At 37.3% G+C, this 12,792-nt stretch carries 14 protein-coding genes; 3 read left to right on the forward strand and 11 right to left on the reverse strand.

What is annotated here, in order from left to right; all coding sequences use genetic code 11:
* Positions 1-100: 100 nt before the first annotated feature.
* The 5 genes from L2716_RS07660 to L2716_RS07680 all read right to left on the reverse strand — a co-directional run bounded on the left by L2716_RS07660 (position 101) and on the right by L2716_RS07680 (position 4,475).
* Positions 101-1,366: a Glu/Leu/Phe/Val family dehydrogenase gene (locus L2716_RS07660; protein ID WP_236333323.1), complete on the reverse strand. Its 1,266-nt coding sequence runs from the start codon at positions 1,364-1,366 to the stop codon at positions 101-103.
* A gap of 549 nt (positions 1,367-1,915) precedes the next feature.
* A complete protein-coding gene (locus L2716_RS07665) occupies positions 1,916-2,515 on the reverse strand; it encodes a genetic competence negative regulator (protein ID WP_236333325.1) in 600 nt (199 codons plus the stop codon).
* A gap of 121 nt (positions 2,516-2,636) precedes the next feature.
* A complete protein-coding gene (locus L2716_RS07670) occupies positions 2,637-3,401 on the reverse strand; it encodes a metallophosphoesterase (RefSeq protein ID WP_236333326.1) in 765 nt (254 codons plus the stop codon).
* Complete coding sequence (locus L2716_RS07675) at positions 3,398-3,793, reverse strand: hypothetical protein (protein WP_236333328.1); 396 nt, start codon at positions 3,791-3,793, stop codon at positions 3,398-3,400. Before L2716_RS07675 ends, L2716_RS07670 begins: the two co-directional genes overlap by 4 nt.
* A gap of 49 nt (positions 3,794-3,842) precedes the next feature.
* A complete protein-coding gene (locus L2716_RS07680) occupies positions 3,843-4,475 on the reverse strand; it encodes a CBS domain-containing protein (protein ID WP_236333331.1) in 633 nt (210 codons plus the stop codon).
* Positions 4,476-4,692: 217 nt separating this feature from the next.
* On the opposite strand from L2716_RS07680, the gene L2716_RS07685 reads away from it, so the two are divergent.
* Complete coding sequence (locus L2716_RS07685; RefSeq protein ID WP_236333332.1) at positions 4,693-4,911, forward strand: hypothetical protein; 219 nt, start codon at positions 4,693-4,695, stop codon at positions 4,909-4,911.
* A gap of 8 nt (positions 4,912-4,919) precedes the next feature.
* Here the strand turns inward: L2716_RS07685 and L2716_RS07690 are convergent, their stop codons facing one another.
* The 5 genes from L2716_RS07690 to L2716_RS07710 form a co-directional block, all read right to left on the reverse strand.
* Entirely contained in the window at positions 4,920-5,387 is a 468-nt protein-coding gene (locus tag L2716_RS07690; protein ID WP_236333334.1) for a DUF2663 family protein, read from the reverse strand.
* Positions 5,388-5,454: 67 nt separating this feature from the next.
* The gene (locus L2716_RS07695) at positions 5,455-5,742 is read right to left on the reverse strand and encodes a hypothetical protein (protein WP_236333336.1); all 288 of its coding nucleotides are present in this window, start codon (positions 5,740-5,742) and stop codon (positions 5,455-5,457) included.
* Positions 5,743-5,772: 30 nt separating this feature from the next.
* Positions 5,773-6,381, reverse strand: a complete 609-nt coding sequence (locus L2716_RS07700; protein WP_236333338.1) for a CPBP family intramembrane glutamic endopeptidase — start codon at positions 6,379-6,381, stop codon at positions 5,773-5,775.
* Positions 6,381-7,877, reverse strand: a complete 1,497-nt coding sequence (locus tag L2716_RS07705) for a RecQ family ATP-dependent DNA helicase (protein WP_236333340.1) — start codon at positions 7,875-7,877, stop codon at positions 6,381-6,383. Before L2716_RS07705 ends, L2716_RS07700 begins: the two co-directional genes overlap by 1 nt.
* The gene (locus L2716_RS07710) at positions 7,867-8,955 is read right to left on the reverse strand and encodes a YpbB family protein (RefSeq protein ID WP_236333343.1); all 1,089 of its coding nucleotides are present in this window, start codon (positions 8,953-8,955) and stop codon (positions 7,867-7,869) included. The genes L2716_RS07705 and L2716_RS07710 overlap by 11 nt, the downstream gene beginning before the upstream one ends.
* A 292-nt stretch (positions 8,956-9,247) precedes the next feature.
* Between L2716_RS07710 and L2716_RS07715 the strand changes: the two genes are divergently transcribed.
* Positions 9,248-9,496: a ferredoxin gene (locus L2716_RS07715; protein WP_236333345.1), complete on the forward strand. Its 249-nt coding sequence runs from the start codon at positions 9,248-9,250 to the stop codon at positions 9,494-9,496.
* 59 nt (positions 9,497-9,555) lie between these two features.
* Here L2716_RS07715 and L2716_RS07720 read toward each other — a convergent pair whose 3' ends face one another.
* Positions 9,556-11,937 (reverse strand): immune inhibitor A domain-containing protein, encoded by a 2,382-nt coding sequence (locus L2716_RS07720; protein ID WP_236333348.1) that lies wholly within the window; start codon positions 11,935-11,937, stop codon positions 9,556-9,558.
* 274 nt (positions 11,938-12,211) lie between these two features.
* Between L2716_RS07720 and L2716_RS07725 the strand changes: the two genes are divergently transcribed.
* A complete protein-coding gene (locus L2716_RS07725; RefSeq protein ID WP_236333350.1) occupies positions 12,212-12,697 on the forward strand; it encodes an inorganic diphosphatase in 486 nt (161 codons plus the stop codon).
* The last annotated feature ends 95 nt before the right edge of the window (positions 12,698-12,792 follow it).

The following is a 12,792-nucleotide window of genomic DNA, read 5'->3' on the forward strand; positions in this document are numbered from 1 at the left end:
CTCTTTATCTTTTACAACATTTATTTATAAAACCATAAAAAATCCCCTACCATACATATAGATGATAGGGGATTTCAATTTGTGTTTCAACTGAATAGACTTAAATCCACCCTCTGAAACGAGAAGCTTCTGCCATTTTACGTACGCCGACCATATAAGCCGCAAGTCTCATGTTTACTTTTCGGTTTGTAGCCGTCGTTAATATGTTATTAAACGCTTTAACCATAACGTGCTCCAATTTTGTCTCAACTTCTTCTTCCGTCCAATAATACCCTTGATTGTTTTGAACCCACTCGAAGTAAGAAACAGTAACGCCGCCAGCACTTGCAAGAACATCAGGAACTAGGAGAATATCTCTTTCAGTAAGGATGTTCGTCGCTTCAATAGTCGTCGGACCATTTGCTGCTTCAACTACTATGGAAGCTTTAATATCATGTGCATTATGCTTGGTAATTTGATTTTCAATCGCTGCCGGAACAAGAATGTCACAATCCAATTCCAGTAGATCTTGATTCGTAATGGTATCTTTGAACAATTTCGTTACAGTACCAAAACTATCGCGGCGATCCAATAAATAGTCAATGTCTAAACCATCGGGATCATGTAATCCACCGTAAGCATCGGAAATTCCAATTACTTTCGCACCAGCATCGTACATGAATTTCGCTAAGAAGCTACCTGCATTTCCAAATCCTTGAATGACTACACGAGCTCCTTCAATATTAATCCCTTTTTTCTTAGCAGCCTCACGAATACAGATCGTAACCCCTTTTGCAGTCGCCGATTCACGACCATGCGAACCGCCTAGTACTAGTGGTTTACCTGTAATAAATCCTGGTGAATCAAATTCGCGAATACGGCTGTATTCATCCATCATCCAAGCCATAATTTGAGAATTTGTAAATACATCAGGAGCTGGAATATCTTTAGTTGGTCCTACAATTTGACTAATTGCGCGTACATATCCTCTGCTCAATCTTTCTAGCTCCCGGAAACTCATATCACGTGGGTCACAAATGATACCGCCTTTTCCTCCACCGTATGGTAGATCAACAATTCCCGCTTTCAAACTCATCCAAATTGAGAGTGCCTTCACTTCTGTTTCTGTTACATTCGGGTGAAACCTTACGCCACCTTTTGTTGGTCCTACTGCATCATTATGTTGTGCTCTATAACCAGTAAAGATTTTAATTGCACCATCATCCATCCTTACCGGAATTCGAACAGTCATCAATCTAACAGGTTCTTTCAATAACTCGAATACCTCTTCTGGATATCCCAGCTTATCTAAAGCATCATTAATTACTGTTTGTGTTGAAAATAATACGTTGTCTTGTCCATTGTTTTCTTGTTCATTGGCAGACATGGTTTACCTCCCGTGAAAATCCATAAATATAAGTATAATTTCAATTTCTCAATGCATAGTATACACCCTAGCAGCCATTATGAGAAGTAATATAGATAAGTTTTCAAGATTAATCTGGAAACGCTTTCTTAGGGTGTTATTATCCGACTTTTTCTATACTAAAATGCAAGGTTGTTTGTAAAATATGTTCAATTCAATCCATTTGTTCAACAAACAATTATGAAGTGTAACATAATTTAAAAAAAGCGCAAGACCCAAAAGAAAAGCGGACTTGCACAGGACGTGCTGACTTCGACGTTCACCACAGGACGTGGTGGCTATTAGTCGAAGGTCCTTGAATGAGACGCGATGGTCACTGGAAATCCACTGAGGAGGCTGTTGCCGCCACATGGGGATTGAAGTGATCCAAGAAGCTGTGCGATGTAGCTAGACATCGAGAAAGCTGCACCTCGAATTTTTAGATTGAGATCTAACAATCGGGGTGCAGCTCGCAACTAAGTCTTGTTTTATTTTGGGACTGTTCAAGAATCCTTTTCCTTTTATAATTTATTACTTTTCTTTATTTAAGAAAAAGTGATTGATTCGGTCAATTGATGCTTCATCGAAGATGGTCTTACCATATTCTCTAACTCGCCACTTCGTAATCGTAGACGGATTCCCAAACTCTGAAAGTAAGGCCACAAACATATCAACGTCAATCTGTTCATAATCCTCTTCTTCAAATGAAGCATAATAGTGTCCATTGTAGAAGTATACTTCTCCACCCGTAACGCCTAAAGGAAATATTCTTGAAGTTAAAGAGATTATGTCATCAAAAAGTTGAAATTCATAAAAGACATCATCACTTATATCCATCGTCACTTGTAACTCCAGAAACTCATCATCATACTCATCATCTTCATTCGTAGATTGACCTTTCGTAACGATTACAACCATACCTTGTGCGGGTAGTGAAAAGACCTCAACAGCTATCGGACCATCCGCTTTGAAGCCAAGCTCATCATCTGCCTCTAGCATCATATCTCTGAACAATTCGTGCACTTTCGGTAGATCTTGCCACATCTCTTCTTTAGAAATACCGCGTTCGTCAAGGTCATCCAACGTTAAGAACACTTTTATTTTATTATATGTTAAACGCTCCAGTCGCATAAATGGTCCTCCTTAACAGCAATACTTCACCCTTTCTACACTATATGATGATGAAAGAATAAGGTTCATAAAGGTCATGTTGTTCTTATCAGTATTTCCAAAATAATGTTTGTTTCTTTATTTATGAATTATAAATCGTTAAAATATGTGTTTGAGCGGGTGCACAAAGTCGAAGTGGAAGTTGAGTATATCCATACCCATTACTAATGAAAAGCTTTGTATAATCACAACTTTTCAAACCACCTTGTTCTGCAATGCCCCATTTAAAAAATCTAATTTGTCCCCCGTGGGTATGGCCCGCTAACACCAATCCAATATCATGATTTTCTTCTATCTGATTCGTTATAATTGGATTATGACTAATAAGAATCCTAAATCCCGTTTGATTTGCATCTTGTAATGTAAGTGGTAATGAATCCCTGTCCAATGTAGCGTCATCAACACCTAGAAGTAGAAGGCTTTCGCCATCCTTCTCAAGTTGAGCGCATGTATTGTCAAGAACCGTCACACCTTTATCACGTAAGAGAACATCTAATTTGCGATAATCAACTTCATAATCATTGTTACCCCATACAAAGTAAATGGGTGCGAGCTTGTTCAGCACATCAATATTTTTTGAAACTCTGTCAAAAAGTACTTTTCTCTCAACTAAATCTCCACCAATAATAACGAGATCAATATGTTCATCAATTTTATCAATTAATTGTTCATCTAACGTTCTCGTATGAATATCGGAAATAAAAAAAACCTTTAAGCCATTGAAGCTTTCAGGAAAATGTTCGAGATGAATGTCCTTTTTCTCTACAGAAATCCTATGTGCCTCTAACCACATATGTAAGACGAGTAGAAATCCGCAACTGAGTATAAACACGAATAAATAAATCATTCAACACCATCCTGTCTTCTTGCGAAATTCCTTTGTTGAGATATCGAAATAATACCATAAAAGACAGCACATAGTAAGGCTGACGCCATGACAATTATATTCATTAAAAAAAGGAAGTATAAACTAACCAGACATAAAATTAACACTGACATGTTTTCGATCCACTTTCTCTTCCCTCTTCCCTTTATATCATTATACAGCCACTTAATCAGTAAACCGTAAGCAACGATTCCAGTCATGCCTAAAATGGATACAGATACGAACACAAAAGGTTCAAATATTAATGAAATCACCCATCTGCGAAACTCTGGAAATGAACTTGAAGGAATTTCATTTGCCACTACATAAATTGAAAAATAACCAATCATTAATGTCATTAAGCGTGTATACAAAAAAATCCCTCCCCCAATACACCGTATGATGAGGGGGAGGGATTCATGTTTAGTCTTCTTTAATGTCTAGGACACGAAAACCAGAAGCTTCTAGCTTTTGAACAAATTTATCAATGTTCTGTTGCTTTTCAACCTTCATCACAATTCTCCGAATAAACTTATCTGTCTCATCAAAGGTTGTGAGAGAAATAATGTTTTCATGGAATTGTTTTGAGATTTCTGCAAGCCTTGCTATTCTACCTTCCGCTTCAGAAGATGAAAATGAAATACGGACCCCTTTTCGTTTCATTCCAAATGCACTTTGGAATTGCTCCAAAACATCGTATCTTGTAACGACACCCTTTAACTCACCAGTTTGATTCACAACAGCTACAATTGGACGATCTTTAACAGTAAGCAAAGTGTTTTCAAAGATCTCTTCTTCATCGATATAGTCGTCTCGGTATGCTGCAAGGTCACCTGCAACGGTTGTAGACAAATAATCATCACGTAATAAACTGGATTCAAAGAAACCTTTATAAATATTATTTAACAGTATTAAACCTACGTATTGGTTGCCTTTAACGACTGGCACACCATCCACTTTGTACTTCTCTAACTTATGTAGGACATCTTTTAAACTTTCTGAAGACTCGACTACATACGCTTTCTCTCTTGGTATCATGACACTTTTGACAAACATAGAATCCCTCCTGATAAATTCGTACTAAATACATTTCGTCATCTTTATAGATATTTCCTACCACAAACTCCAACATATTTTTATTTTATCAGAATATTTGAACAATAACGGTTGAAAATTATGTAAATTTACATTAATATATGAATAAGTCATAACGAATTTGAATGTTATTAAAAGGCTCAGCCTATAAAAATTAAAGGTTAGGAGAGGACACACCATGACCATATCCAAGTTTACGAATAAGTCACTCGTTCTCGATCAGGATTTGGAATACAGCCAGAAAATAGGACTCCCAGTTGAGGTTTATTGTATGAAGCAATATGAAACCGTTGCATTTGGTCAAATTCAGCTTTTTACACATCAATACGTACAGATTAACGATCGTCTTTTTTGCAGAGATGGAAACGCTTTCTTCGGATGTCCTTGTCCGATGTAGAAAAAGGGTTATTTATGATATAAATTTACGTCATATTCCACTTTTAGCCACTCAAATACTTCATGTCGATGTTGCCATGGTAAAGGTTTTTCCCATAGCTCTTCCCCTCGTTCGATGGTTGCAATTCTTAATTCTTCATATTCAGATTCTGATTTTGTATGTTTCTTTTTATAAAGAATCATTTGTACAAAACTAAGAATACCCACAATAAGTAGAACAGCTAAGATTCTATCCTGTAATAAATACGCGCTGAATGATTGAGTACTCACATATAAATTTTCAACCGCTGGTAATTTGTAGAAATATATATATAATAATGCAAAGAACAAAATAACAAATAACGTCAAAGCCCACTTTAAGACTAATTGTTCAAAACGTTGTTCCTTTTGCCTTTTTTCTACCAGACTTTTGATTACCTCAATCGTTACTTCTGAAACTTGCAATTGCTTGAATTTCCATATCTTCATACCGTCCATAAACTCCCCTCCTAATTCAACCTATGCTAGGAGGGAAAAAGGTATACGTGCTAGGTACGGCCTAGCATCACCTGTCAATATCGATTAATTGATCGGTCTCTTTCGGCATGTTCACATTAATACTTATTACATTTGTAAAGTAAAGAATCGTAAAGACAAGTAAACCGAGAAAAGCAAGGACGATACTTCGGGTAATCCATATGTGGAGCTTACTGGATTGAATCGTCTCTTTTTGGTTTGATTTGTTTTTCACACCATGCTTCTCACTTCGAGGTGGTAACTCCATGACATCTGGTCCATAACTAGTACTCTTCACCTTTTCCCGCAATCTTGTCGCTTGATCTTGCTGGGTCATTATTATTTACCCCCTTCTGTCCGCAGTCAATCAAGAATGTTCTTGAGAAGACCGAATTGAAAAGAAATCAAACCGTATGATGAGTCCTAATACGAAATCAATCAATATATGGATAACGATAGGTATTAATAAAGTTTCGGTCAGAATAAACACCCAACCTAGTAGAAAACTTAAAGCAGTCACAAATATAAAAAGGACCGGTTTTGAAAGATACCTTACATGCATAAAAGCAAACAAAAGACTAGATGCAACGTACCCAATATTTTCTTGCAGTAGGCCCCTAAATAATAATTCTTCTGAAAGACCGATGACAATTGAAACAATGAGAAGATGAGGAACTGATATCCTCGCAAAAATCCGGTTGTTGATTCCTCCATCATCTATCCACTTTTTTGGAACTTTAAGCCAAAGCCACACATCAATAAAGACTACAAATAACGCTACTGGAACACTCCAAAATAAAAGGGTAATCCAATCCAACTGAAACAAATCTCTCCACTCAGCAAAAGTTTGTCCGAACAAAATAGAAAGGATGACCGTTAATATCAGAAAGATACCTTGTGTTAAATACAAATTTAAATATAATTCTCTTTGAGAGAGTGATTGAATAAGTTCTTGTTGTTTCATTTGGTTAAACATTAATGATCTCCTAAAGGAAAGAATAACTTTAATTCTTCTTCCCAGTTAAATTCATGTATTCCTGACGGTGACGGGATGTTTGAAGGAATGACATAGTCCTTGTACTCAATACCACAAAATGTGCAGCAATTTTCTGGTTTTTCTTGAAGGTCTTCTCCGAATTCTTTCAACATCAACGCTCTTTTACATTGATTTGATTCTATCCATCGTTTCATATATTCAATACGTTGCATTTTTTCTTGAATCCTTTGTTCACATATCCTTAAGAGACAAGTTTCCCAATCTTGGATTTGCAATTTAGAGTCGTCTAGAAACCTTTCAAAATGGTAACGCATGAATCTTTCTCCGGTTTCCGATAGATCTAAATGTTTGAACACATCTGTCAACCGACTTTTGTCATTTAAATTACCTTTCATCAAACTTATGAAAAGCTTTACTTGGTGCTCACTTGGAAGCTCTGACATGATTAATCGTTCAGGTATATAATCATCGCCCTCTTGATAAAGTAAAAGAGCAATACTGGGTTTCCCATCCCGACCAGCCCGTCCGATTTCTTGTAAATAGGCTTCCATGTTGCTAGGAAAATGATAATGCATGACAAAGCGAATATTGGCTTTATTGATGCCCATTCCAAACGCATTCGTACAACAAATGACATCTAATTCGTCGTATATGAACTGTTTCTGAATCAGTAACCGATCATCATTATCCATTCCACCATGGTAAAAAGCCACTTTACTTATACCGTTTTTCTTTAGTGTTTCACTTAACATTTCAGCGATCATTCGGCTCGATGTATAGATAATGCCAGGTCCAGACAACTCTTTGACATATTTGATCAACCTTTCTAACTTTTCATGTTGATCCTCTACTTCCTCTACTTGCAGTGCGATATTAGGACGATCAATCGAGTAAATATGCTCAATCGGGTTCTTGAGTTTTAACTGATGAATTACATCTAGTCTCACCTTGTATGTTGCCGTAGCTGTCAAGGCTAGTATAGGTGGTCTTCCGAATTGTTCACAAACCTCACCTAATTTTAAATAGTCCGTCCTGAACTCATGACCCCATTGAGAAATACAGTGTGCCTCATCTACAACAAAGAGTGAAATTTTACACTTTTTCAAAGCGACTATTAACAGATCACTTTGCAAGGTCTCAGGTGATAAATAGATGAATTTATACTGATGGAAGTTTCGGAGAATACTCTTCCTTTCCTCAAACGAAAGTCCACTATGGAACGTACATACCCTACGCTCACCATTTCTCCTTAATTGTTCTACTTGATCCTCCATTAATGAAATGAGAGGTGAAACTACAATTATGCAACCTTCCAACAAATAAGCAGGTAATTGATAACAAATCGACTTACCCGTTCCAGTAGGAAGCATCGCAAACACGTCTCTTCCTTGCAATACATCTTCTATGATTTCTTTTTGGCCTATTCGAAATTTGGAGTGACCGAATCTTTGGGATAATATTTGTTCAATCGACAATCACATCGGCCCCTTTATTCATATCATTTTGATCTGATTGCTTAGCGAGTGTCAACCGGATTTGAAAGTAACTGGTAGCATCATTTAAAGCCGTTTTAATGTCCTTTAACTTTCTAGTTTGCAATTGAGTTGAGATATCAATAATCCGTCTCTGATCTTGTAAATTGATGTAAGGCGTTATTTGAAAGCCTTTAACATGTATAGAAAGTTCAACAATGTGGTCTTCAATCGTACTTGCTTTTAAATTGCGGACCTTAGCTACTTCTTCTATTGTATAACCTGAACTTATGAGATCAAATGTTTTTCTAGTTGACTCAGTTAACGTATTGTCTTGATAAATATCTGCAATAAATCGATACAAATAGCTTTGTTTATCTTTTATGAGTTCGTTCATCATTTGATGAATCGCTGCTTGATAATGAAACTGACATTCTACTGAGTCCATTTCATACATTTCTGCAATCTGTTGAATCGTCTTTCCAACACGCTGGTATCGACTTAAACTGAGAACAATCATGTCAGATTCCTTATTTGTAAACTCTAAACGTTTAAGGAGTGATGACAATTCAGTATGTATTTGTTTTGCGATAATGTAACGGGCACGCGGTGTCTTTGGAAAATGCTTTCGGACCCACATGAGTACCTCTGGCTCGTTTTGAATGGGATAGAAACCTTTGTCACCCGCTAGTAGATGCGAAAGCGTTTGAATAAATAATGTGAAACGCCTCCAAAAAATCGTGCTTATATCTCCGTATCGCCATCCATCTATCCCAACTGGAATTGGTGTCATCTCCATTTTATCTTTTAGTAAATCGAAACCGACCGGTGTCAACTTTGCGTATTGATGATCTTCTATATTAACCCATGATTTTTGCTCATATTGAAGAATTTTTTCATTGAATGAAGCATATTTATAACCTTGAAAAGTACCAAATAAATGAGAAAGGTGAAACAGTTTACCGTCCTGCACTGTTTGTGATGATTTCTTACCACTTAATAAATGAAAGAGGCCAGAAATGGTTCGTTCACCGTTTATTTGTTTAATACCATACAGAAAAATCATATCTCGATAATCCAACTCTGTCGCCCCTTCCACTTATTCGTTACTCTTATTGTATCAGAGGTTGTTTAGAATGGGGATGGTTTGGGTAAATTGCATATGTAGATTAAAAACCTTATAACCCCTTATTTGATAAGGATTCTCAATGAATTTAACTGTTGAAATCTCCTATCAACAGTTTTACAATAGAATTAGGATATATGATATGAATTCATTTGAGAAAGAAACTGTTTTTGAATGGATAACAAGTAGATTAAAAATGGAATAGTGAAGAAATTTTTCATTAATTTTCTAGGAGGGTAATTTCGATATGCCAAAGTATACGATTGTTGACAAAGAAACTTGCATTGCTTGTGGAGCATGCGGAGCAGCAGCACCTGATATTTATGATTATGATGACGAAGGAATTGCATTTGTAACGTTAGATGATAACCAAGGAATTGTAGAAGTTCCTGACATCTTACATGAAGATATGACAGATGCTTTTGAAGGTTGCCCAACTGATTCAATTAAGATTGCTGACGAGTCATTTGATGGAGACGCATTGAAGTTCGAATAAGCTAATATAGAAAAACGCCCTGAATTTAGGGCGTTTTTTGTTTCTCTATATATCATTAATCATTTAACTTTAAAGATCCCAATTAAAGCTGTTGATTGATCGTTGGATTGAGTGAATACAATAAAGTTAAGACCGTAGCCCGGTATGTTTCGCCCAGCATCAGGTAACCCTGTGTTCATGTAATTATCGATATCTGTAAACATACGGTCACCTTTAAGTCCATTAGAAGTGAGTGTAATTCCTAACGTTTCTCGATAATCCAAAAATTCGTCATTAGGTTGACTAATACCAAAAGCTGCATCATTTACTTGATATTTTGTTGAAGCAATTGAACCATCACTCCATCTCAAAGTCGATTGATGCGCATCCACAACGCCAAGAAAGCCATCCCCTGGGTGATCACCTGTCCAGTTGTCTGTATATGAATAATCAACATACCACACAACAAGCCCCTCATCATACTCCATTAATGAATCTCCTCTAAGGATATGTTTTAATCCGATATCTACACCTTGATGATTTCTCCATTCAAGTAAATAATAATGAATGGAATGATATGTCCCTTCATCTTTCACAAAACCATCCAACTTGAAGAGGACGTTCCCTTCTGCATCATCAAAAACTGTTTGTTTCCCATCTATATGGATAGATAAATCATCTAGGTAAAACCCTTTTTCTACTGCTGCAACATCCGTCCAATAATTTAATCGTAATTCAATTGTTTTACCGCTATATTGAGACAAGTCAAATTGACCTTCAACCCACCCGTCTGAAAAACCGGTTATTCCGTTACCTGGATTTTGGTTGTTCGGGTCTTCTGTTGTTGTCAAATTCCCTTCAACTGTTTCCCATTCAGTAGCACCAATTTCTTTTACTTGAACAGATGCATAGTCCCAGCCTTCTTCAATTTCATACCATGTTTTAAATGTCAGCATAGCCTGATTAGCTTGGGACAAGTCAATTGTCTTGGACATTGAATGATCAATGCTATTTCCTCTTCCACTATGGTACTCATACATCCCACTGTATGGTTCATTGACAACGTTAACCTTATCCGGCAGTTTAACTTTGACAGCATCGTTCCATATCCCTTTCCCACTAGCTTGATCCAATATGACTAATTTCCCTTGAAAGGAGGGATCGGTACTGTCTATCGTTAAACCTGTCAACCAGTTTCCTCCAACGAATGTTTGGAGAAACTCCTTTGACCACGCACTGAAACCTGTAGGCTCTGTTCCTGGAATTTTTCCTGCCCAGCTTCCACTACTCATCAGTGACCAGTAGGCAACCGGCTCTCCTTCACCGGTGTATTGGGTATCATATTCATCAGGGAGACCGAGGTCATGGGCATATTCATGTGCAAATACACCTGTAGCACCGTCTTCAGGTTCCATCGTATAGTCAAAAACACCCAATGCTCCGTTCCAATAAGGTACCTCGGCTTCTGTTCCAGGAATAGCAAATACCCCACCTAAATTCCATCGATGTGACCAGATTGCTGCTTCTCCTAAGGAACCCCCTCCAGCTTCTTCACCTGAACCTGCATGGATAATCATCAAATGATCAATTAATCCATCAGGCTCCCGGTAGTTCCCGTCACCATCCAAATCATAACGGTCTTCGATGTCATAATCATTTAAATTTACTTTCGGATCTTCCGCTGCCAATGTGATGGCTTCAGCAACGAGTGATCGTGGACGAGCATCGTTACCTTCTGAATCAGGTACATTCTGACCGTAATATGCGGCTGGCTTCGAAGCTGTATACCAACCTGCAACTTGACCAGTAACCGTATAGCTCTTACCTGATTGTAATTCATAATATTGCTTCATCGATATGAGGTTTTCTCCATTCGGACCCGTATAACCCTCTTCACCGAAAATCATTTTTCTATAGTGTTCAATTGGATATTGATCATAATACATATCTGTATCGTCAGGAGTAATCTTCCCCGTTGAGTAATCAGGAAAATCAATCGCAATCACTAGAACCCGGTCGCTCCTAGTGCTTCCAGTCCATTTCTCTTTGTATAATGAAGGGATTTTTTGATAGTTGGATAGTGTTTCATTTTTGAGTAGTTGAGTTTTCATTCCGTTGCGAAGCAAATCACGAGAGGATTTAAACGTATCATAATTATGTGCGCCTAGTTTTCCACCGGTTTTAATTGTTTTCCATTGTTCACTTGCTCGTTTTTCTAAATAGTCTTTAAGTGCTTTTTCTTTTCCTTTTGCACTTAATACAATAGATATTTCACCTCGATTGATCAGCGACTGTATTAAACGCTCATCATTTATGATTCCTAAATCAATTGGTCCTGGCTTATTTAAGTCTGGTAGTTGCATTTCGTGATTAATAGCTGCTGAAGCGGACGGAGAAAATGTTCCAAGAAAGAGTCCTAAGCCTATGATGAAAACACCTATTGTGCTTTTCCAAGTCTTCATTTCTGTAATTTCCTCCTATTTGGAAAGTCAGAGAATTAGTAACAACCTGTAGTAGCTTGCTAAGGTTCGGTAGGGCCTATTAGATTGATACATTATATGTGACATTCACCTAAACGCCCGTAATCCTTAGGATTCTATCGCCTATTTTTGCGTAATAATTGTAATAATCCGCAAATGGAAATAGGTGACAACATCCTCAAGTTTTCAAATGTCGTTCGAATTGCTATAATAGGTTATTGTAAGTTGTACATAGCTAAAGGAGGCAAAATAAACGATGGAAAATAAAATTGTAGACGCATTTATTGAAATACCTACAGGTAGCCAGAACAAGTACGAGTATGATAAAGAACAAGGTGTCTTTAAACTAGACCGAGTATTGTTCTCTCCAATGTTCTACCCTGCAGAATACGGGTATCTTGAAAACACACTAGCTCTAGATGGCGATCCATTGGATATCTTAGTTCTTGTGACAAACCCTACTTTCCCTGGTTGTGTCATCGAATCACGTGTCATTGGTGTATTGAACATGATCGATTCTGGTGAAGAAGATGCAAAATTACTTGCAGTACCAGTTGAAGACCCACGTTTCGACCATATTAAAACATTAGACGATGTTTCAGCACATACACTAAAAGAAATTACTCATTTCTTCGAGCGTTACAAAGATCTTCAAGGTAAGAAAACAGAAATCGGCGCTTGGGAAGGTCCCGAAAAGGCAGCTCAACTTGTTGTAGAGTGCCAAGAACGTTATAAAGGCTAATCAGAAAAGGAAGACCCACGGATATTCATCCGTGGGTCTTATTTTTTTCGGTTGACATACATTCAGAATAGTAGGACAATCAACAATTAATACGT

The organism is Pseudalkalibacillus berkeleyi, assembly GCF_021608225.1.
Taxonomy (GTDB): Bacteria; Bacillota; Bacilli; order Bacillales; family Fictibacillaceae; genus Pseudalkalibacillus; species Pseudalkalibacillus berkeleyi.

Coding starts and splice junctions, on each gene's coding strand:
- L2716_RS07725 (WP_236333350.1), top strand. CDS start 12,212: ATGGAAAATAAAATTGTAGACGCATTTATTGAAATACCTACAGGTAGC.
- L2716_RS07690 (WP_236333334.1), bottom strand. CDS start 5,387: ATGGACGGTATGAAGATATGGAAATTCAAGCAATTGCAAGTTTCAGAA.
- L2716_RS07670 (WP_236333326.1), bottom strand. CDS start 3,401: ATGATTTATTTATTCGTGTTTATACTCAGTTGCGGATTTCTACTCGTC.
- L2716_RS07715 (WP_236333345.1), top strand. CDS start 9,248: ATGCCAAAGTATACGATTGTTGACAAAGAAACTTGCATTGCTTGTGGA.
- L2716_RS07695 (WP_236333336.1), bottom strand. CDS start 5,742: ATGACCCAGCAAGATCAAGCGACAAGATTGCGGGAAAAGGTGAAGAGT.
- L2716_RS07685 (WP_236333332.1), top strand. CDS start 4,693: ATGACCATATCCAAGTTTACGAATAAGTCACTCGTTCTCGATCAGGAT.
- L2716_RS07665 (WP_236333325.1), bottom strand. CDS start 2,515: ATGCGACTGGAGCGTTTAACATATAATAAAATAAAAGTGTTCTTAACG.
- L2716_RS07720 (WP_236333348.1), bottom strand. CDS start 11,937: ATGAAGACTTGGAAAAGCACAATAGGTGTTTTCATCATAGGCTTAGGA.
- L2716_RS07700 (WP_236333338.1), bottom strand. CDS start 6,381: ATGTTTAACCAAATGAAACAACAAGAACTTATTCAATCACTCTCTCAA.
- L2716_RS07660 (WP_236333323.1), bottom strand. CDS start 1,366: ATGTCTGCCAATGAACAAGAAAACAATGGACAAGACAACGTATTATTT.
- L2716_RS07680 (WP_236333331.1), bottom strand. CDS start 4,475: ATGTTTGTCAAAAGTGTCATGATACCAAGAGAGAAAGCGTATGTAGTC.